We start from the raw sequence: 20,035 nt of genomic DNA on the forward strand, positions 1-20,035 counted from the left end.
GTTACTCGCCGAATTGGAATAGGATTATGGATAGCAAGTTTGATATGGGGGACAAGCTTCATTACTTCCGCAAAAGCGGCACCAAGGTCGTACCACACAAGTGCAAATGCTTCTGCGCTCATTGATGTGAAGTCCGGAAGAGTATTGTATAGCGAGAACGGGGATCAATCCATGCGGATTGCGAGCCTGACGAAGATCATGACAGCTATCGTTGCTATCGAGCATGGAAAGCTGTCGGACAAAGTGAAGACAAGCAGTAAAGCCGTCGGCAAGGAAGGCTCCTCGATTTATTTGCAGCTTGGCGAGGAAATGTCTCTGCTGAATATGTTATACGGGCTTATGCTCCGTTCGGGTAATGATGCGGCAACTGCTATCGCGGAACATGTAGGAGGTTCGGAGGAGGGCTTTGTTCATCTCATGAATCAGAAGGCGGAGATGCTTGGCCTTACGCATACTCAATTCAAAAACCCGCATGGCCTGGATGTTGAAGGACACTATTCATCCGCCAATGACCTTGCGAAGCTGACAGCCTACGCGCTTCGAAATCCGGTATTCGCAGAGATTGTAAGCACCAAGGTGAAGAGCGTCCCGAATCCGCATGAGAAGTGGCAGTACAGCTGGACCAACAAGAATAAAATGCTGGCGATGTACGAGGGTGCGGACGGTGTTAAAACCGGGTATACCAAAAAAGCGCTGCGTTGTCTTGTGAGCTCGGCAACCCGGAATGGACAGCAGCTTGCGGCGGTTACGCTGAATGACCGTGATGACTGGATAGATCACCGCCAAATGCTGGATTGGGGCTTCAAATACTATCCGCTTATGGAAGTGGCGAGCAAAGGTCAGACGTTAGCCGGCTATCCGTATGCAGTGGGTAATTCGTTCTATTATCCGTTAGCCGAAGAGGAGCGGGGCAGTCTGCAATCCCGACTGGTTGTTCTTGATATGGCAACGATGAATTATAAGCTTGGGGAACGCGGTGCGCTGGAATGGTACCTCAACAATCAGTTGATCGGCTCCATTCCTGTTTATGATATCGGAAGCGCGCGAATGAATTTGCCGGAACGCAAGCCGATGTCGAATGCCGCAATGCTTGATTATCGGAAGGCAGCAAATGAGCGTGGAAGCTTCAAACATTCGATAACTTCTGTTATAAATGCCTTATTCTAAAAAGACGGCGCAGCCGTTTACGAAACGAATGCTGCCCCTCCATTAGGATGGAGCAGCTACACTTGGCTAATCGGGGGAGGTAAGCCAATTATGGTGAACTGGATATGGTTGTTTTTTATTGTGATCAGTGTAGTTGTAGCAGCCATTAACGGCCGGATTGATGCGGTAACGCAGGCGGCATTTGACGGGGCGAAATCAGGCGTGACAATCAGCTTCGGCTTAATCAGCATTATGGTGTTCTGGCTGGGGATGATGAGGATTGCCGAGGATGCCGGCGTGCTCAAAAAGCTTGCCAAGCTGTTAAGTCCGGTTATACGCCGCCTGTTCCCGGACGTTCCGGCCAATCATCCTGCTATGGGCTATATTATGAGTAATTTAAGCGCCAATCTGTTCGGGCTGGGCAATGCAGCTACGCCAATGGGAATCAAGGCTATGCAGGAGCTCCAGAAGCTTAATCCCGACCAGACAACAGCCACGCCGGCGATGTGTACCTTGCTCGCCTTAAATACGTCAAGCATTACTCTTGTCCCCACGACGCTTATTGCGATCCGAATGAATTACGGTTCGGCGAATCCTGCGGAAATCGTCGGTACAACGCTTGCCGCGACCTTTGTTGCAACAGGCGCTGCGATTCTGGCAGACCGATGGTACCGCAGGCGATCGTCACCGCCTCCAGGCATTCACCACAAACAAATACCAATCCAGAAGTCAATAGATCCGCCGCCAATAGCGGCAACAGCCTCACTCCGTAAAAGTGGAGGTGGAAAAGTTGTTTGATTTATTTACACGCCTGTCTGCATGGCTAATTCCTGCTATTATAGTCTTTATTCCTTTGTACGCAGCGTTTCGCAAGGTTCCCGTATACGAAACATTTGTTGAAGGTGCCAAAGACGGCTTTGGCACGGCCATCAATATCATCCCTTCGCTTGTCGGCATGATGGTTGCAATCAGTATGTTCCGCGCATCCGGTGCGATGGATCTGATGCTTGGCGCTGTACGCCCGTTATTTGACTGGCTGAGCATCCCTACGGAAGTGTTGCCGCTTGGCATACTTAGACCGCTTACCGGAGCGGGTTCGCTTGCATTCACTGCCGACCTTATTGCAACACATGGTCCGGATTCTATGATCGGGCGTATCGCATCCACCATTCAAGGGAGCACGGATACTACGCTGTATGTGCTGACCGTTTATTTTGGCGCTATCGGAATCCGTAAAACCAAATATGCCCTGAAAGTGGGCTTATTCTCCGATTTGGTCGGGTTTTTGGCAGCGATACTTATTTGTTTGTACATATTCAAGTAGTCCGCGCTTGTGCTTTCCCTTCCATATCGGTATGATGGAGTTTGAGGTGAAAGCATTGGAACGTTTACAGAAAATATTAGCGCAAGCGGGTGTCGCATCCCGTCGAAAATGCGAAGAGCTTATTCTTGCCGGTGCCGTTGAAGTTAACGGCGAGAAAGTGACAACATTAGGAGTTAAAGCGGATCCGGAAGCAGATGAGATTACGGTTAACGGCAGGCCGATCCGCAGCGAGAAAAAGATCTATTTGATGCTGAATAAGCCAAGAGGTGTCATCACAAGCGCTAAGGATCCTCAAGGGCGCAAAGTGGTGGCTGATTTTTTGCCCGGCATTCGAGAGCGCGTCTACCCGGTTGGACGTCTGGATTATGATACGGAAGGTCTGCTTCTGCTGACCAATGACGGCGAATTCGCTAACTTGCTTACGCATCCGAGCCATCACGTTCCTAAGACCTACTACGCAACGGTGAAGGGCGTACCACATGGCTCTTTGCTGGATCAGCTCAAGAAGGGTGTTATGCTTGAGGACGGAATGACAGCTCCTGCGGAGGTTGAATATCAGGATGTGGATGAAGAGAATAATTCGTCTACGATCCGCATCACCATTTACGAAGGCCGCAACCGGCAGGTGCGACGCATGTTTGATGCGATCAAGCATCCGGTCGTGAAGCTGAGACGGGTGAAATTCGGCGACCTGGGGCTTCGGACATTGGCGAGAGGACAGTTCAGACACCTCACACCTGTGGAAGTGAAAGAGCTGAGAGAAGCGGCTCGCAAGACACATAAAGTTCATAAAAAGTAAACGGCGGCAGCGGTTATTGCCGCCCATTTTTCGTTATAATGAATGTATTCTAAGCTGACATCAATGGTGAAATGTAGGTGATGGGACGGGAATGGGCAAGTATCGAAAAACGGTGCAAATTGTCATTCTGCTTGCCGTGCTGGTTGTAGGCGGATATGCCATTGGCAATACCTTATTCGCCGCCAAGGACGGGGGAATCCCGAAGATCGGGGAACAGCCGCCCGATTTTGCATTGGCTGATTTGCAGGGCAATACGCACAATCTTTCCGATTATAAAGGCAAAGCCGTTGTCATTAACTTCTGGGGGAGCTTTTGTCCGCCTTGCGTGAAGGAAATGCCGGAGTTTGAACGCCAATTCGAGAAATGGAAGGATTCAGGTCTCGAGGTATTGGCGATTAATTTAAGCGAGGATACGCTAACGGTGAACAATTTCGTGCACCGTTTTGATCTGAGCTATCCGATCCTGCGTGATGTGAACCGGAAGACGGAGCATAAATACGGGCTGGAGTCCTACCCGACGACCTTTTTTGTCAAACCGGACGGGACTATTCTCGATGTGTTTGTAGGCGGGATGACGGAGAAAGATATTGATTCCCGGGTCGACCAGCTGCTTCAGTAAGATGGACTTGCTATACTAGGAGGTTTCACTGTGTTATCGCTACATAACACGAAATGCGAATGCGGGCATCAGAATGCGGTTGGAACGGTCTTGTGCGAGAGCTGCGGCAAGCCGCTCATGGAAGACGCAGAGAGTGATGCCCCTCTTGAGATGCGCTACGACGGCGTGGCGCGGCGGTCGCAGAAGAGTAATCCGAATCCGATTGATAAGATTTGGAATTTCTTCTCATCCGTCAAAATTGCCGTATACCTGATCGTAATTACACTGGTAACGGCTATGCTGGGTACCATATACCCGCAGGAAGGGTCCTTCCTGAACAATTTCAAGCCTTCCGTGTATTACGAGGAAACCTACGGGCTGCCCGGCAAGATTTATTATAAGCTAGGCTTGTCTCATACATACGATTCTTGGTGGTTTATTACGCTGCTGGTTATGATCGGCACGTCTCTTGTAATTTGCAGTCTCGACCGTGTGCTGCCGCTGTACAGAGCGCTCAGCAAACAGCAGATCCGCAAGCACATACGGTTTATTACAAGGCAAAAGACGGTCTACAATGGGCAGGTTGATGGCGACGCCGAAGAGTGGGTGAAGCAATTCTCCGCTCATATGAAGAAGAAGCATTACAAGGTATATACAGACGGTACGGCAATGCTTGCAGAGAAGAACCGGTTTAGCCGCTGGGGCCCTTATATTAATCACATCGGACTGATTCTGTTCCTTCTGGCTATCCTTGCCCGAAGCCTTCCAGGCTGGCAAATGGACAGCTATGTAAGTATTCCGGATGGTGATACGGTGCAGATCGAAGGAACGAACTACTTTGTGAAAAACGAGAAGTTCACCGTCGAATATTACAAGGATGAGGAGCTTCCGCCAGAGCTGCAAGGGACAGTCCGAGCGAAGCGTTACGAGACATCTGCTGTACTCTACAAATGTACAAGCAATTGCGGCGATAATGCGTCCGGCGAACCTGTTTTGAAGGAAGTGAAGAAACAGGACATCGAGGTGAATCATCCTCTCAAGTACGACGGAATCAAACTGTATCAGTTCGACTATGATGTAACACCAAAGCTGAAGAGTGTAAATCCTGTACTAGTGAACAAAGAAACGGGCGAGACTTACGGACCGTTTGATCTGCCGATGAAGGATGCACCGCTGGATTACACGGTTGGACCCTACAAAATGAAGCTTGCAGCCAATTACATGGAATTCGGGATTGGTGAAGACGGTGAGCCGGTTACATTAAGCCGCGATCCGAATGCTCCGGCCTTTATATTCCTGATTACGGGTCCAGGGCTTCCCGAGAAAGGTCAGCCTTATATCTATTTCCCGATGCAGAAGGATAAAGAAAAGTTTGACCAGGACAAGCTTAATGCTTCCATCTCGGACAAGCTGGAGATTAAAGTAAACGGGATGGAAAATGTTCATTTCGCTGAAGCCTCCACTTATTTGAATGTCCGCAAGGATAAAGCGCTGACGTATGTCTGGTATGGCGCTGCAATCTCGATGCTTGGCCTGTTGCTTGGCTCTTATTGGCAGCATCGGCGCATCTGGCTGCGAATTGACGGCGGCAAGCTGTCGCTTGGCGCCCATACGAATAAAAACTGGTACGGCATGAGAGCGGACGTGGCTTACGCACTCCGGAAATCCGGAATTGCCGTAGATCCAAAGTCGCTTGATAACGGAGGGAATAACGCGTGAGTTATGTCGATTTCAGCAGCGATGCCTTTATCGCCGCCTTTTTTCTATATTGCTTTGCATTCCTGTTCTATGTGGTAACGATTGCAGGGAAGAAGTGGAGCAACCGCGACCCGGAAAAGCATGAAAAACGCTGGTCGCGGATCTCGTTCGTCACTTCGACGCTTGGACTCGTTGCGCATCTGACCTTCTTCTTCACCCGCTGGTTTGGAAGCGGTCAAATTCCGACCAGTAACATGTACGAATTTATAACCTTCCTTGGCATGGCGATTATGATTGCCTTTACGGTCGTGTATGCCATCTACCGCAAGCCGCTGCTTGGGATGTTCGCCTTGCCGCTAGTTGTATTGGTTGTTGCTTACGCGTCGGTATTCCCGCAGGAGGTTCAACCGCTTATTCCGGCACTTAGCTCGATCTGGCTGAAAGTACACGTAACAACGGCAGCACTTGGCGAAGCCTTTTTCGCCGTAGGTTTTGCAGCAGGCCTCATGTACCTGCTCCGCGTGGTGGACTTCAAGCAAACCTCGAAGGAAGCTAGAAGAGATCAATTTTGGGTAGAATTTTCTTTATATACGATTGTCCTTGTTATTGGCTTTATCGCTGTCGTATTTATTTTCAGAGGAGCAGGATACGAGGCGACATTTACCCAAGAGAATGTCACCATCGACAGTAAAGGCGTGGATCATTCCTCGACCGATACGGCGGAATATACGCTGCCGCCAATTGTTAAGCCTTATAACAGCACGGCTGACCATATGGATTCTTTCCTTGGCATGGATAAACCGCTGTTTGAGGCACCAAGCTGGTTGAATGGCGTTAATGCAGGGCGTAAATTAAATACGGTAATCTGGTCTATTATTGGCGGCTCCATCTTGTACGGACTTATCCGTCTGTTGTTCCGCAAACGGATCGGCGCAGTCATTCACCCTCTAATGGAGGACATTGATCCGGAAGATCTGGATGAGATCAGCTACCGCGCGATTGCGATCGGCTTCCCGATCTTTACGCTTGGTGCGCTTATCTTCGCGATGATCTGGGCCAATATCGCCTGGGGGCGGTTCTGGGGATGGGATCCGAAGGAAGTATGGGCACTTATCTCGTGGCTCTATTACAGTGCTTATCTGCACTTCCGTTTATCCCGCGGCTGGCAGGGCAAACGCTCTTCGTGGCTTGCGGTTATCGGTTTCGTCGTTATTTTGTTCACCCTTGTTGGGGTAAACCTCGTAATTGCTGGTTTGCATTCCTACGCAGGCGTATAATAATTCCTATAAAACTCATTTGAAAGGAGCAACACCGCATGTCCGACTATGCAAGCCGTATTCTGGTAGTAGATGACGAGGAACGGATTCGTCGTTTGCTGAAAATGTATCTGGAGAAGGAAGGCTATTTAATCGATGAAGCGGAAGACGGTGAGACGGCGCTTCGGCTGGCAACAGTAACCGACTATGCGCTCATTCTGCTCGACGTAATGCTTCCGGGCATTGACGGCGTGGAGGTGTGCTCCCGTTTACGGCAAGTGAAAGCAACACCGGTTATTATGCTGACGGCAAAAGGGGAAGAGATGAACCGCGTGCAAGGATTTGAAGTTGGCGCCGACGACTACGTCGTGAAGCCGTTCAGCCCTCGCGAAGTCATCTACCGCGTGAAGGCGATTTTGCGCCGCTCGTCAGCAACAGCCTTTTTGACAAAAGAAGTGAATTCGAGCAATAACATTGTATTCCCCCATCTGGTCATCGAACATGATGCGCACCGGGTATCAGCCGGAGGCCAGGAAGTGAGCCTCACTCCGAAGGAGTACGAGCTGCTGCATTATTTGGCGGTATCGCCGGATAAAGTTTTCTCGCGCGAGGAGCTTCTCAAGGATGTATGGAATTATGAATTCTTTGGCGATCTTCGTACCGTAGATACCCATGTGAAACGTCTTCGCGAGAAATTAAACAAGGTATCGCCTGATGCTGCTTCGATGATTACAACGGTATGGGGCGTCGGTTATAAGCTTGAGGTGCCGAAGTAATGAGGCTGATCAAGCGTTGGGGGCATTTTGCCCTGCATACAGTGGTCGGGAAGCTATGGTGGACGATTATGTTTCTCGTCGCACTGGTCCTTGTCATTCTCGGGACGTTCCTGCTCCAGTATATAGATATCGCCTTCAAGGATTCCCAGCACCAGATTAAAGTGTTGTTTATCGTGGTGGCGATTATCGGCTTTCTGCTCTCTACCTTCTTTGCCTTCTTCTTATCCTCTCGGATTCAGCAGCCTTTGCTGCAGCTGAAGAAAGCAGCGGATTCGATTGCAGGCGGCAATTATAAGACAACGGTTCAAATTCGTTCCTCGGATGAGATTGGCGACCTGGCCAAAACGTTTAACCATATGACTGAGCAGCTGGGCACCTTAATCGATGATTTGAATCACGAGAAGGAGCATCTGTCCAGTATTCTGCGGAGTATGGGGGACGCGGTCATTACATTTGATGCGGATGGAGAAGTGATTCTGACCAATCCACCGGGCCATATGCTGTTAAGCCGGTGGTCCGTCCTGGAAATGGACATGGATTGGGAGGAAGAGGAAGTACCTCCATTCCACAGCGTGCCTGGTCCCTTGCGGGATACGTTCCAGCTTGTTATGCAGGCTGGACGGGATTGCACGAATAAAGTACAGGTCCATAACAATGTGTGGTCGGTTGTTATGGCACCGCTACAAACCGATGGTGTTGTCCGGGGTGCGGTTGCGGTGATCCGGAATGTAACCGAAGAACATAAGCTCGAGAAGCTGAGACGAGATTTCGTTGCTAACGTCTCGCATGAGATCAGAACTCCGCTGTCGATGCTTCAAGGTTATAGTGAAGCTCTGCTGGATGATATCGTTGCGTCTCCGGAGGAGAGGAAAGAGCTTGTCCAGGTTATCTATGACGAGTCTCTCCGGATGGGCAGGCTGGTGAATGACTTCCTCGACATGGCCCGGATGGAAGCCGGCCACGTCGAGCTTAGCCTTCAGGAATTTGATCTGCGCCATGTCATACGCCGGGTACATCGGAAGTTCCAGGTATATGCCAAAGAACGTGATGTGAGCTTAATTGCCGATCTGCCGGAAGAGCCGCTTGCTGTGCAAGAAGCGGATGAAGATCGGATTGAGCAGGTGCTGACGAATCTGATGGATAATGCGCTTCGACATACGCCGGCTGGCAAATCTATCAAGATTGCCGGACAGCTGGCATCGATCAACAAGAAACATTATGTGAAGCTGATCGTAGCCGATGAAGGCCAGGGAATTCCAAGCGAGGATGTTCCCTATATCTTTGAACGGTTCTACAAGGCCGACAAAGCACGTAAACGTGGTGCTTCGGGCGGTACAGGTCTTGGTCTTGCCATCGTTAAAAATATTATTACCCAGCATAACGGCCGCATCGAGGTCGACAGCGTCCTCGGCAAGGGAACGACATTCACCTTGCTGTTGCCTGTCGAATCGAATCAATAGTTGTCAGTACGCTCCCTGCGGGGAGCGTTTTTTTGTTGAAATGGGAGGATTAATCTTGTTGTTCGTGGAACATGGCGTGGTTTTTGTTGTTTGGGCACGGATGAAGTGTACGGCCCGGTGGCTTATGGGCTCGAGGGACGGGGTAACGCTCTTTCGGCCGCTGTTGTCTGTCCATTGCCTCTGATTGGAATTGGTCCAGGGTAGGCAATGGACGAGACAAAGGCGGGCGCTGCGCTCCTCAAGAGTGTTACCCCTTACCCTCTCGCAAGCCGCCGGGCCGCGCTGCGTGGCCCAAAAGACAAAATGCCACACCATGTAATGGTGTGGCGGGGAAAGGCCTCAGCCAGCCTCAGCGGCCTCAAGAGCAAAAGCGAAAGGACAAAGACATAAGCAAAGGGCAAGTCAGGTGAAGTATTCGATTTTTGCTTCCGGGAAATGTTCGGTTATTTGTCCTGAAATAAATTCCTTGAGTAATTTTGCCTGCTCGTCGGGATATACATATTTGCCTTGTCCCCAACGGCCCCATTTGTACTTCCGATTATTTTCATCCATTTCCAGTTTTGTTTTAGGATAACGCTGCTGGATAATGTTTTTTGCCGTTTTGGTAAAACGGTGCTGAATCAATTCAAAGGTTAAATCGGAGATACTTTCATTCGGAAGAACCTCGCTCAATCTTTTAATCAGGTCAGCGTATCCTTCTTCCCAGCCTTCATGCCAAATAATCGGAGCGATAATGAATCCAAGCGGATATCCGGCGGCAGCAATCTTTTGGGCAGCAGTAATCCGTTCAGAAAAACTCGAAGTGCCGGGCTCAAAATGTTTAATGACGTAATTCGCATTAACACTGAAACGAATGCGGGTATGCTTATTGTGCTTGGCATCAAGCAATGGCTCTACATGATGAAATTTCGTTACGAATCGAAGCCTTCCCAAGGGCTGCTGACCCATAAACTCAATACATTCCTTCAGAGAGCCGGAAATGTGCTCCAGACCAACCGGATCAGAGGTACAAGCCGCCTCAAACCGAGTAATCTCTGGTGCGCGCTCTTCAATGTACTGGGCTGCTTGTTTTAGAATATCGTTCGTGTTTACGTAAATACGGATATACGGTTTTGCCCCGAGAGTAGTTTGAAGATAACAATAATGACAATGCGCCATGCACCCTGTAGCTATAGGGATGGCATATTCCGCGGATGGCTTGGATTGATCGAACTTCAACGTTTTGCGGATCCCGACAACCAGAGTTCGTTTAGCAATCCGGTACTTTGCTAATTCGCTGTCTCCAGGTAAATTAGTTATTCGGTTGTGCGAGGTAGTCATTTGAATCGGAAGTCCTTGTTGTTTGGCCCATTCAAGTATTTTTTGACCTTTAGGATAATCAAGAGCACTTGGTTCAAAATACACAAGTTCTGGAACAAACACCTGCGTTTCACGTACCGGAGTCAATATTCCGGTTGAATTCGACACAGCAATTCCCTCCAATAGCTCTTTATTTTATTCTTAAGTTAAGTTAATGTTCAACTTTCTATACCTGTGTAAATTTTTCAGTGGTTTACTTCAATTGTTACTTATTTGGCCTATCCGTTTTAGGTTAAGAAACTTAATTCGTAATTGTATCGTCTTATATTCATCAATAACAAATAGTGGGGTGCTAAGGTATTGCTTATAAGATTAGTCATTATGATAGCCATTCTGTTCGTTACTGCAGGTTGTGCCAATGACTCGAGTAACACTGCAGGGGAGAATTCGGAAAGCAGCGGCGAGTTAGGATCAAGAGCGGAGGTCACAGAGGGAGATTTTGTGTATCGGCTTGTGTCGGAAAAACCGGCTTACGGCAAAGACGAGAAAATTGTGCTGTATGCCGAATTAGAGTACGTTGGAAAGAAAGCAGAAGTTAAAATCGCGCATGCTGCCTCTCCTTTTTATTTTCCGATGAAAGAGCTAACAAGAGGATATGAGATTGTATATTCCATGGATCAGCCAAGAATCATTACGACTTTAAAAAAGGGTGAAGTTTTGAAGGAATTGTATAGAGGCAGTGGTGGCTATAGCTCTGAAGATGCTAAGCCTTTCGTCGATTTTATTAAAGCTGTATCGGAAGCTCAGCAGAAAGGCACTCTTCCAGAAGGAGAATATGAGGTTTATGGCGCTGCTGATTTTGAACAGGTCGACGAGCATTCAGACGAGCGTCAAGGAGAGAGAATACATGTAAAGTCTGAAATAAGGTTTGTAATGGGCAAATAAAACAAAACGCCGGACATCATGGATGTCCGGCGTTCTTTCTATTAGAACAATGTAATTTCTTTTGCAGTGTTCAGGTCAGGCAGGTTAGTCAGTTGCTCAAGGATGTCTTTGCCTGCGTTTTTATCAACCGTCAGAACCATAATCGCGGAACCGCCAACCAGTTGGCGACCTACTTGCATCGTTGCGATGTTCACGTCATTGTTGCCAAGGAGCGTACCAACGCGGCCGATGATGCCCGGTTTGTCGTTATGCGAGATCAGGATCAGGTTGCCCTCTGGTGTAACGTCCACAGGGAACTTATCGATTTGTACAACACGCTCGCCGTAGCCAGTAAGCAGTGTGCCTGCTACGATACGCTCTTCTTTTTTCGTGCGGAGCGATACCGTTACCAGGTTCGTGAAGTCTTTGGAAGCCTGGGATTTTTGCTGTACGATGTTAAGGTCGCGAACTTTAGCCAGGTGCATCGAGTTAACGACGTTCACTTGGTCGGAGCCAAGGTGATGCGACAGCACGCCTTTGACAATGTAACGAGTCAGCGGCTGAGTGTCCACCTCTGCAAGCTCACCGGAGTAACGTACAGTAATTTCTTGTACGGCACCTTCCGTGATTTGCGCAACCAGGCTGCCGAGTTTTTCACCCAGTGTGTAGTATGGCTGCAGTTTGCTTTGCAGGTTAGCAGGGATAGGAGGCATATTAACCGCATTGCTGAACGGCTCATTACGCAGAATGTGCAATACTTGCTCCGATACGTCAATTGCAACGTTTTCTTGTGCTTCAACCGTAGAAGCGCCAAGATGCGGAGTAACGATAATTTTTGGATGAGTCAGGAACGGATGATCCTCAGCCGGAGGCTCTACTTCGAATACGTCGAAGGCAGCACCCGCAACGATACCAGCATCAACAGCTTCAACTAGCGCAAGCTCATCGATAATTCCGCCGCGTGCGCAGTTAACGATACGCATACCGGGCTTCATCACTTCGAATTGCTTCTTGCCGATCATGTGACGAGTCTCTGGAGTAAGTGGAGTATGCACAGTCATGAAATCAGCGTTACGAACGATCTCATCAACGGTAGCCAGCTTAACGCCAAGCTTCTCAGCACGCTCTTCAGTCATGAACGGGTCATAACCCATGATTTCCATACCAAATGCTTTAGCGCGTTTTGCCACTTCGCTGCCGATACGGCCCATACCAAGAACGCCAAGCGTTTTGTTGCGAAGCTCAACGCCAAGGAACGATTTACGGTCCCAAACGCCGCCGACCGTTTTCAGGTATGCTTGCGGGATATGACGGGCAACCGCCATCATCATGGCAAACGTATGCTCACAAGTTGTAATGGTGTTGCCGTCTGGTGCATTGATTACGATAATACCGCGTTGCGTTGCTGCTTCCAGATCGATATTGTCTACGCCTACACCTGCGCGGCCTACAACTTTCAATTGTTTGCCGGCTTCCATAATGCGCGGCGTTACGCGCGTTTGGCTGCGCACGAGCAGGGCGTCGTATTCACCAATAATGCTTACCAATTCGTCTTCGCTTAGTCCAGGCTTTTTGTCGACTGCTACATCTTCTGCGTCTACAAGCTGTTGGATGCCCAGATCACTGATGGGATCCGATACTAACACTTTAAACATATGTAGATTGCCTCCTAAAATTTTTGTGAAGTGCCGACATAAGGAGCAAACATGCGTTTTGCCCGATATGTCGGCACTTCACGTCCATTTGTATTCTGATAGATAGTTGCTAAAACAAAAAACCTCGTCCCGGCACTTAATGCGAGAGCGAGCCGGACGAGAAATTCGTCTTTAATACGGCAATCATAGATGGCAGTTGTTGTCCCTGATGTGTGAAAAAATGCACGCTTTATTATATAACGAAACGCGATTAAACCGTTATGGACAACCGTTACTATTTTATAGCAAGGTGGTGGACAATTGCAATGTATAAACTTGATCAAATGTGAAATTTTCGTTATGATTCAAAGCATTACAAGAGATATTATCAGGGTCAGGGGAGATTGGGTAATGAGTGAGTGGAAAGAATTGGAGCCCGGATTACTGCTGCAGCTGCTTGCGGAAGGACGGATTGAGCCGGAGCAGGTGATTGACGTGCGCGAAAGTTTTGAATGGGACTACTATCATTTGGAATCATCCAGATTAATACCTATGAATACAATCCCCTACAGTCTCGGAACCATTTCGGATGACAAACCGTTATATATAGTATGCGCGCATGGGGTTCGAAGTGCGGCCGTTTGCAATTATTTAGAAGAACAAGGCTACAGCAGCCTCCACAATGTTACCGGAGGAATGGCCGCTATAGCCTCGTTACAAGGATTTCAATATGATTGATCTTTACATCAGGAGAAGAACGGGAGCTGGGGCAGCAGATCCAGCTTGTACAGCTTCGAACGGTTTTCTGTGAAGTCTCCGCTTCTGACGGCTTCTGTATCGATCAGCAGATCGGCGATCGCTGTCACCGACTTCAGATTCAGCTTCGAAGGCTGTCCTGAAGCGATAAAATCATCGATACGGCTTGTCAGGTCCTGGGGGTAAAAGACCATAAGCTGCTCGCGGGAAGCGAGCTGGTCAGCCATCAGTTTATTCTTAACAATAAGAGGCAGGCTTGACCATTTCTTGATTTCGATCACCTTAGGCATTGTATAATTAGAAGGGATGCTCGGTTCGACCGTTGCTCCCCATTTCATCATGGCGGCGTAATAAGCCTGTTGCGCAGCCAATGCCTGCCGGACGGCAAGCTGATAAGAGCCCAGCTGTTCAATGCTGCTTTGCAGCTTAGACGCACCTGTTGTTTTCGCGCTAGCTGACGCTGCTTTCGCAGCCTGCTCGAATTGCTCCAGACTTCTGATGTAATTGGACTGGGCGTCACCTAGGAGCGGAGATTTTTGCATATCGAAGGATGCGGCTTCCGTTCTTTTCGAACGAGCAAGATCCGCCAGTTCTTTTAATTTGGAAGATGCACTGCCGGCCTCGCCTTGAGCAAACTCATTCATGGCAGCATCCCAATCGGATTGAAATTCACGGTAAGGCAAAAATACGGTATGATAAAATGAGACAAGATCCTGCTGCTGATACGGGCTAATGTTCTCTGCTGCCGCAGATTTTAATTGTTTCATTTCGTACTTGGTTTCCGTTTTGGACGTCCCGATCTTTACGCCGTAGAAGAATGCGCCAACTGCGCAGACGAGCATAAAGACAAACCCCAAACTAAATATCATTGCGGAACGAGGTAAACGTTTCTCCATCACAAATCTCCTTCTATGTATTAGTTTATGCCGTCGTTTGTGCCCTATCAGTATAGGTGAAATGATCATAAAAGGAAATATGACCTACTTAGACAGGCGGGAAGCTATGAAAAAATTCGATATCCGTAATATTCGCGTGCGCCAACTATCTGTAGATGAGATTGACGACCGCATGCTGCTCGTGAATCTTTACGTCACGCAAGCAATTACTATTATTATCGGTTTGATATGGGTATTATTTCAGCGTTCAAATCCATTTCTGTTATTACAATTTCCAAACAGCCTTACCTTCTTATGGTGGGGGCTTGGCCTCGCGGCAGCTGTAATCGTAGTAGATCTGCTTATTTCGAGGTGGGTTCCCGAAGAGGCTGCGGATGACGGAGGAATTAATGAACGCATATTCCAGAACAGGCCGGTATGGCATATTGCCGTTATTTCGTTTGTAGTTGCCGTTTGCGAGGAGGTGCTGTTCCGCGGCGCTGTCCAGCATTCCTTTGGTCCGTATTGGACAAGCATTATATTCGCGGCTATCCATGTCCGTTATTTGAAGCATTGGATTCCTACAGGTCTTGTCTTCTCGATAAGTTACGGATTAGGCTGGATTTATATCGAGTCCGGTACCTTGTGGGCGCCGATCCTCGCGCATTTCTTGGTTGATTTGATTATGGGACTAATTATCCGGTTCAGGAGGGAGCAAACAGAGCAGTGATGAGCAGAGTGGAGAAATTCGGTAGCTCAAGAGGGAGAAGACAACACGAACAGGCGGCAGTACAGCCTGGCAACGCGACCGACACGAATGCAGAGGCGCTGCCGCCTAGACGTAAAGTACACCCTTCCAGCGTGCAGAAGGTAACCAAATGGTATTATAATTTGTTATTTCTATTATTCGTTTGTTTGGTAGCAGGGCTTTTCTGGTATGGCTTACGGTTTACGGAATGACCTTGATCGTCTTGGGATCGATGAAAGTATAGCCCTTATCTTCAAGCTTCGTCAGAAGGTTGTCCAGCGCGGCAGCCGTCCATGTTAATTCATGCATCAAAATATTGGCCCCGGGATGAAGCTGCTCCAGCACATTGCTGATCACTTTATCCGGATCGCCGGGAGACTTCTGTTCCCAATCGAGTGAACCATTGGACCACGTCATGTACAGCATGCCGTGGTTTTTTGCTGCCTCTTTTACCGCATCCCCGCCGGAGCCGTAAGGCGGACGGAAAAACTTTGGCTCTTCGCCGATCAGGGATTTCACCTCCGTTTGAACGTTGGCGATTTGGGTCTCGATCATGTCCGGCTGTTCTTTCTTGAGATCAATATGATCCCAGGAATGATTGCCAATCGTTTGACCCCGCTCATGAATCAACTTCAATAATTCTGGATGCTGCTTGACTCTGTAACCGTTTACGAAAAAGATTGCCTTTGCATGATGCTTATCAAGGGTATCGAGCAGGTTATTGATCACTTCTTTATTATGGGGAGCGTCGTCAAAAGTCAGAAGAACGGCCTTTTTCGATGCTTTCGTCTCATCAATGGGAACAAACCGGTAGACACTTGTCATTTCATACAACGGTGCTATTACCTCAGGTGCAGGGCTTGGCGTTGCTGGAGTTTTGGTTGGTGTATCCGGTGATGATTGTTCTGCCGGAGGCGATTGTACGGCAGCTGAAGTTGCCGAAGGCGCAGCGTTTGAATTTGCAGTTATAGTCTTCGGGTTAGCACTGCAGGAGGTCAATAAAGCTGTAACCGCAAGAACGACACAGATTGTACTCAAGTTTGCTTTCGTCATCGAATCTCCGCCTTGTTGTCAGTAGTTTGGTTGCTTCATCCAATTTTATCATAAGGATGGGGCTGCTGCCCGTTTTCCTTAAATTGAGCAGAATGACACTTGATATCAGGGAGAAAATAAATGGTGCAACTATCCCCGAAGGAGGTAACGAAAGTCATGAGAATCGGCGGGTTTATGTTAGGCGCAGTCGCAGGCCTTGCGGCAGCAGTATATGTATCACGCAAAAGACCCGGAATGGCGGCATGGGCATCCAGTTCACTTGCGAATGCATGCTCATCCATAGGCAGAAATGCTGCATCGATGATGATGAAACGAGGACTCAATAAAGCAGTGTCGGCTTCATCTATGGCCCCAAAGCATTCAGACGATACCGCCGGAAAGCAAGGAGAAGGCTGGGAGCAGGTTGAGCAGTTAATCAACAGCGATCCCGGACTTAAGGAGCAGGCGAGCGAGATCATGGCGGAGTCGTCTTTCAAACCGCATTAATGAAGCTGTTGTTGGAATCGGTTGATGTTCACGCCTTACATTGGCGTGGCTCAAACGATTCTTTTTTTGCCTAATTTAGGTGCAATCCGGGGACGAACATGATAAAGTAAATACATAGTACGATTTGATCATTTTGATCACATCCTGCAAATAATTTCATAAGTTATATACAACAGATGCTGCAGAGGAGGATCCTGTCATGAAAATCGAACGGCTTAGTCAGGACAAGATACGGATTTTCCTGACGTTCGACGACCTGCTCGAGCGGGGGATCCAGAAGGAAGACATGTGGCGCGAAATTCCCAAAGTACACGATCTTTTCAGTGAAATGATGGAACAAGCATACAGTGAACTTGGGTTCGATGCCAGTGGCCCGCTTGCGGTCGAAGTGTTTGCCCTCCCCGCCCAAGGAATGGTGGTGATCGTCACCCGTGGCAAGATGAACGGTCTATCCGAAGAACGGGCTACCGATGATGAAGACACGGAAGACGAGATATACGAGATGGAAGTTACGATGGAGCAAAGCGATATCGTCATGTATTCATTCCGGGATTTTGAGGATGTCATAAATGTATGCAAACAGCTGCAGGCAGCTGCGCTTACAGAAGACGGGCGCTTATATTCCTACAACGGGAAATGGATTCTGGCGCTTGAGCCGGCTCTTATCGAGACGACACGGCATAATGCGGTTATCGCCTTACTTGCCGAATATGGAGAAGCGACTTCCGTCACCTACGCGATGCTGGAGGAGTACGGCAAGGTCATTATGCCTGCTCAAGCTGTGCGGGAAATTTGCACTCATTTCTATAATTGAGAAGCGCAACAATTTAGAGCATCGGCAGACATAGGATTGTCTGCAGGTGCTCTTCTTGCATCTTATGGGGTGCTTTTGGAATATCGTGATGTATACACGCTCATATTACAAGTAGACAAAGGCGGGTGAACTTGTAGTGATGGCAGAAAACGATGAAAACGATGTTTTGAAATCTACACAGGTAGTTATTGAAGAAGCCCTATTGAAGCTTGGCTTTAAAGAAGATATGATTGATCTCTTGAAGGAACCGATACGTGTGCTAAGCGTCAGGATTCCAGTCAAAATGGATAATGGCGTGACCAAGATGTTTACCGGCTACCGGGCCCAGCATAATGATGCGGTCGGTCCAACGAAGGGCGGAGTTCGCTTCCATCCGGCTGTAACGGAAAATGAAGTAAAAGCATTATCGATCTGGATGAGCCTTAAGTGCGGCATTGCGGATCTTCCTTACGGCGGAGGCAAAGGCGGCGTAATTTGTGATCCGAGAAAAATGTCGTTCGGCGAGCTGGAACGGCTGAGCCGCGGGTATGTCCGGGCTGTCAGCCAAATAGTCGGGCCGACAAAGGACATTCCGGCTCCGGATGTAATGACCAATTCGCAAATTATGGCTTGGATGCTGGATGAATACAGCCGGATTAGAGAGTTTGATTCTCCGGGCTTTATTACCGGCAAGCCCATAGTGCTAGGCGGCTCCAGAGGGCGCGAGACGGCTACGGCTCGCGGCGTTGTTATAATGATTCATGAAGCGCTGGCTCTCAAAGGAATTGAGCTGAACAAGGCAAGAATTGTCATTCAGGGCTTCGGCAATGCCGGAAGTTACCTTGCCAAATTCATGCATGAGGCCGGTGCGAGAGTAATTGGTATATCCGATGTGAACGGAGCGTTGTATAATGAAGATGGATTAGACATTCCTTACTTGCTCGATCGGCGTGATTCCTTCGGCAATGTAACGAATCTATTCCCGCAGACGATATCCAACAGTGATCTGCTCGAGCTGGATTGCGATGTGCTCGTTCCGGCTGCGATCGAGAATCAAATCACGGAGGATAACGCGCCGCGAATCAAAGCGACAATTGTTGTAGAGGCGGCGAACGGACCAACTACGCTCGAAGCGACCAGGATTTTAACCGAACGGGGCATCCTGCTTATACCCGATGTGCTGGCAAGTGCCGGAGGGGTTATCGTCTCTTATTTCGAGTGGGTTCAGAACAATCAAGGCTTCTACTGGGATGAACAAGAAGTAGATGACCGGCTGCGTGTCATGATGATCCGCGGCTTTAACCAAGTATATGAGATTCATAAGTCCAGGAATGTAAACATGCGGCTTGCCGCCTATATGGCAGGTGTACGCAAAATGGCAGAGGCGGTGCGTTATCGCGGCTGGGTATAACCGGCGGCGGGAGCGTCCCGCCGGATGCCTGGGAGGTGAAACATCGAATTGCTATTGTTTTCTGTGCTGACTGCTGCGGTTGCCCCGGGCGTATCGCTGCTTACTTATTTGTATTTGAAGGACCGTTATGATGCAGAGCCGATTCATATGGTCGTTCGTATGTTTCTGCTCGGTGTCCTCATTGTTGTACCTATTGTGGTGATTCAGCGCGGCTTGCAGCTGTGGTTTGGCGATAATCAGCCCGTGCTGTTCTCTTTTGTGGAATCAGCCGGTATTGAGGAATTTGTGAAATGGTTCGTCTTGTATCACATGATCTACAATCACACCGAGTTTGATGAGCCGTATGACGGGATTGTATATGCGGCTTCGATCTCGCTTGGGTTCGCAACTTTGGAAAATGTCCTGTACGCGATTTATTCGCCGTCCACCTTCGGAACACTGCTCATGCGTGCGCTGCTGCCCGTGTCCGGACATGCGCTGTTTGGGGTGATGATGGGTTATTACGTCGGCAAGGCGAAGTTCGCCACAGCTTCCAAGCGCAATGTTTATTTGACGATATCATTATGTCTTCCGCTGCTGCTGCACGGAACGTATGACTACATCATGATCTCGTTCAAAACCAACTGGATCTTTGTCATTATTCCGTTCATGGTTGCCCTGTGGGTATGGGGTCTCCGGAAGATGAACAATGCCAATTCCCGGTCTCCATTCCGCTTCATCAGCCGGGAAGACGAGATTAAACTTTAAGCCTTTCGTCTATACTGAAAAGTAATAATTTGTTAAATTGACGGAGGCAGGAATGGAACCAAGAGTTAAGGTAACGATTCGATGCAATATTTGCGGCGAGAAATTCGTTCTTCGCGGCAGAAGAGACAAAGGAATGATCGACACCGGCTTCAAGCAATGCATTTGCAACAACACGAACGACCTCGATATTGAAGAACACAGCATTTGACACAGATGCATAAAGCTCCCTTCTGCAAACCAAACTAACGCTAG

22 protein-coding genes are annotated in these 20,035 nt (G+C 48.6%); 18 read left to right on the plus strand and 4 right to left on the minus strand.

All coding sequences use genetic code 11. The annotated features are described in order from the left end of the window. Positions 1-42: 42 nt before the first annotated feature. The 9 genes from BM200_RS22875 to BM200_RS22915 all read left to right on the plus strand — a co-directional run bounded on the left by BM200_RS22875 (position 43) and on the right by BM200_RS22915 (position 9,057). Positions 43-1,167, plus strand: a complete 1,125-nt coding sequence (locus tag BM200_RS22875; protein ID WP_425434616.1) for a D-alanyl-D-alanine carboxypeptidase family protein — start codon at positions 43-45, stop codon at positions 1,165-1,167. A gap of 90 nt (positions 1,168-1,257) precedes the next feature. Then, a complete protein-coding gene (locus tag BM200_RS22880) occupies positions 1,258-1,944 on the plus strand; it encodes a nucleoside recognition domain-containing protein (protein ID WP_091188971.1) in 687 nt (228 codons plus the stop codon). After that, a complete protein-coding gene (locus BM200_RS22885; protein WP_091188972.1) occupies positions 1,937-2,470 on the plus strand; it encodes a spore maturation protein in 534 nt (177 codons plus the stop codon). Before BM200_RS22880 ends, BM200_RS22885 begins: the two co-directional genes overlap by 8 nt. Positions 2,471-2,525: 55 nt before the next feature. Continuing rightward, positions 2,526-3,269 carry a pseudouridine synthase gene (locus tag BM200_RS22890; RefSeq protein WP_091189291.1) on the plus strand — a complete coding sequence of 248 codons (744 nt, stop codon included), beginning with the start codon at positions 2,526-2,528 and terminating at the stop codon, positions 3,267-3,269. Between the two features lie 91 nt (positions 3,270-3,360). Then, complete coding sequence (locus BM200_RS22895) at positions 3,361-3,888, plus strand: redoxin domain-containing protein (protein ID WP_091188973.1); 528 nt, start codon at positions 3,361-3,363, stop codon at positions 3,886-3,888. Positions 3,889-3,918: 30 nt separating this feature from the next. Next, complete coding sequence (resB, locus tag BM200_RS22900) at positions 3,919-5,586, plus strand: cytochrome c biogenesis protein ResB (RefSeq protein ID WP_091188974.1); 1,668 nt, start codon at positions 3,919-3,921, stop codon at positions 5,584-5,586. Next, positions 5,583-6,842 (plus strand): cytochrome c biogenesis protein CcsA, encoded by a 1,260-nt coding sequence (ccsA, locus tag BM200_RS22905; RefSeq protein ID WP_091188975.1) that lies wholly within the window; start codon positions 5,583-5,585, stop codon positions 6,840-6,842. The genes resB and ccsA overlap by 4 nt, the downstream gene beginning before the upstream one ends. A 38-nt stretch (positions 6,843-6,880) precedes the next feature. Continuing rightward, the gene (locus BM200_RS22910; RefSeq protein ID WP_015843966.1) at positions 6,881-7,597 is read left to right on the plus strand and encodes a response regulator transcription factor; all 717 of its coding nucleotides are present in this window, start codon (positions 6,881-6,883) and stop codon (positions 7,595-7,597) included. Next, a complete protein-coding gene (locus tag BM200_RS22915) occupies positions 7,597-9,057 on the plus strand; it encodes a HAMP domain-containing sensor histidine kinase (protein ID WP_091188976.1) in 1,461 nt (486 codons plus the stop codon). The genes BM200_RS22910 and BM200_RS22915 overlap by 1 nt, the downstream gene beginning before the upstream one ends. A 402-nt stretch (positions 9,058-9,459) precedes the next feature. On the opposite strand, the gene splB is transcribed toward BM200_RS22915, so the two are convergent. Further along, entirely contained in the window at positions 9,460-10,524 is a 1,065-nt protein-coding gene (gene splB, locus BM200_RS22920; RefSeq protein WP_091188977.1) for a spore photoproduct lyase, read from the minus strand. 213 nt (positions 10,525-10,737) lie between these two features. On the opposite strand from splB, the gene BM200_RS22925 reads away from it, so the two are divergent. Next, positions 10,738-11,301 carry a hypothetical protein gene (locus BM200_RS22925; RefSeq protein ID WP_091188978.1) on the plus strand — a complete coding sequence of 188 codons (564 nt, stop codon included), beginning with the start codon at positions 10,738-10,740 and terminating at the stop codon, positions 11,299-11,301. 41 nt (positions 11,302-11,342) lie between these two features. Here the strand turns inward: BM200_RS22925 and serA are convergent, their stop codons facing one another. Then, entirely contained in the window at positions 11,343-12,935 is a 1,593-nt protein-coding gene (gene serA, locus BM200_RS22930; RefSeq protein WP_091188979.1) for a phosphoglycerate dehydrogenase, read from the minus strand. A 390-nt stretch (positions 12,936-13,325) separates the two neighbouring features. On the opposite strand from serA, the gene BM200_RS22935 reads away from it, so the two are divergent. Then, positions 13,326-13,652 (plus strand): rhodanese-like domain-containing protein, encoded by a 327-nt coding sequence (locus BM200_RS22935; RefSeq protein WP_091188980.1) that lies wholly within the window; start codon positions 13,326-13,328, stop codon positions 13,650-13,652. Positions 13,653-13,660: 8 nt separating this feature from the next. Here BM200_RS22935 and BM200_RS22940 read toward each other — a convergent pair whose 3' ends face one another. Next, entirely contained in the window at positions 13,661-14,566 is a 906-nt protein-coding gene (locus BM200_RS22940) for a hypothetical protein (protein WP_091188981.1), read from the minus strand. A gap of 106 nt (positions 14,567-14,672) precedes the next feature. Here BM200_RS22940 and BM200_RS22945 point away from each other — a divergent pair, with 106 nt between their 5' ends. Both BM200_RS22945 and BM200_RS22950 read left to right on the plus strand, forming a co-directional pair. After that, positions 14,673-15,275 carry a CPBP family intramembrane glutamic endopeptidase gene (locus tag BM200_RS22945; protein WP_091188982.1) on the plus strand — a complete coding sequence of 201 codons (603 nt, stop codon included), beginning with the start codon at positions 14,673-14,675 and terminating at the stop codon, positions 15,273-15,275. Further along, positions 15,272-15,505, plus strand: a complete 234-nt coding sequence (locus BM200_RS22950; RefSeq protein WP_139230827.1) for a hypothetical protein — start codon at positions 15,272-15,274, stop codon at positions 15,503-15,505. Before BM200_RS22945 ends, BM200_RS22950 begins: the two co-directional genes overlap by 4 nt. Here the strand turns inward: BM200_RS22950 and BM200_RS22955 are convergent. Then, on the minus strand, positions 15,495-16,346 hold the full coding sequence (locus BM200_RS22955; protein ID WP_091188984.1) for a polysaccharide deacetylase family protein: 852 nt from the start codon (positions 16,344-16,346) through the stop codon (positions 15,495-15,497). The two genes, BM200_RS22950 and BM200_RS22955, sit on opposite strands and share 11 nt — an antisense overlap. A 120-nt stretch (positions 16,347-16,466) precedes the next feature. On the opposite strand from BM200_RS22955, the gene BM200_RS22960 reads away from it, so the two are divergent. From BM200_RS22960 to BM200_RS30105, 5 genes are all read left to right on the plus strand, one after another. Continuing rightward, positions 16,467-16,832: a hypothetical protein gene (locus tag BM200_RS22960; protein WP_139230828.1), complete on the plus strand. Its 366-nt coding sequence runs from the start codon at positions 16,467-16,469 to the stop codon at positions 16,830-16,832. A 199-nt stretch (positions 16,833-17,031) separates the two neighbouring features. Further along, a complete protein-coding gene (locus BM200_RS22965; protein WP_091188986.1) occupies positions 17,032-17,646 on the plus strand; it encodes a genetic competence negative regulator in 615 nt (204 codons plus the stop codon). A gap of 139 nt (positions 17,647-17,785) precedes the next feature. Then, positions 17,786-19,036 carry a Glu/Leu/Phe/Val family dehydrogenase gene (locus BM200_RS22970; RefSeq protein ID WP_091188987.1) on the plus strand — a complete coding sequence of 417 codons (1,251 nt, stop codon included), beginning with the start codon at positions 17,786-17,788 and terminating at the stop codon, positions 19,034-19,036. 48 nt (positions 19,037-19,084) lie between these two features. Continuing rightward, positions 19,085-19,783 (plus strand): glutamic-type intramembrane protease PrsW, encoded by a 699-nt coding sequence (gene prsW, locus BM200_RS22975; RefSeq protein ID WP_091188988.1) that lies wholly within the window; start codon positions 19,085-19,087, stop codon positions 19,781-19,783. 52 nt (positions 19,784-19,835) lie between these two features. Further along, entirely contained in the window at positions 19,836-19,991 is a 156-nt protein-coding gene (locus BM200_RS30105) for a hypothetical protein (protein ID WP_175532978.1), read from the plus strand. Positions 19,992-20,035 lie beyond the last annotated feature (44 nt).

Source organism: Paenibacillus catalpae, assembly GCF_900112695.1.
Taxonomy (GTDB): Bacteria; Bacillota; Bacilli; order Paenibacillales; family Paenibacillaceae; genus Pristimantibacillus; species Pristimantibacillus catalpae.

Coding starts and splice junctions, on each gene's coding strand:
- BM200_RS22880 (WP_091188971.1), top strand. CDS start 1,258: ATGGTGAACTGGATATGGTTGTTTTTTATTGTGATCAGTGTAGTTGTA.
- BM200_RS22960 (WP_139230828.1), top strand. CDS start 16,467: ATGGTGCAACTATCCCCGAAGGAGGTAACGAAAGTCATGAGAATCGGC.
- BM200_RS22970 (WP_091188987.1), top strand. CDS start 17,786: ATGGCAGAAAACGATGAAAACGATGTTTTGAAATCTACACAGGTAGTT.
- BM200_RS22955 (WP_091188984.1), bottom strand. CDS start 16,346: ATGACGAAAGCAAACTTGAGTACAATCTGTGTCGTTCTTGCGGTTACA.
- BM200_RS22915 (WP_091188976.1), top strand. CDS start 7,597: ATGAGGCTGATCAAGCGTTGGGGGCATTTTGCCCTGCATACAGTGGTC.
- serA (WP_091188979.1), bottom strand. CDS start 12,935: ATGTTTAAAGTGTTAGTATCGGATCCCATCAGTGATCTGGGCATCCAA.
- BM200_RS22895 (WP_091188973.1), top strand. CDS start 3,361: ATGGGCAAGTATCGAAAAACGGTGCAAATTGTCATTCTGCTTGCCGTG.
- BM200_RS22945 (WP_091188982.1), top strand. CDS start 14,673: ATGAAAAAATTCGATATCCGTAATATTCGCGTGCGCCAACTATCTGTA.
- BM200_RS22940 (WP_091188981.1), bottom strand. CDS start 14,566: ATGGAGAAACGTTTACCTCGTTCCGCAATGATATTTAGTTTGGGGTTT.
- BM200_RS22965 (WP_091188986.1), top strand. CDS start 17,032: ATGAAAATCGAACGGCTTAGTCAGGACAAGATACGGATTTTCCTGACG.
- BM200_RS22910 (WP_015843966.1), top strand. CDS start 6,881: ATGTCCGACTATGCAAGCCGTATTCTGGTAGTAGATGACGAGGAACGG.
- BM200_RS22935 (WP_091188980.1), top strand. CDS start 13,326: ATGAGTGAGTGGAAAGAATTGGAGCCCGGATTACTGCTGCAGCTGCTT.
- BM200_RS30105 (WP_175532978.1), top strand. CDS start 19,836: ATGGAACCAAGAGTTAAGGTAACGATTCGATGCAATATTTGCGGCGAG.
- BM200_RS22925 (WP_091188978.1), top strand. CDS start 10,738: ATGATAGCCATTCTGTTCGTTACTGCAGGTTGTGCCAATGACTCGAGT.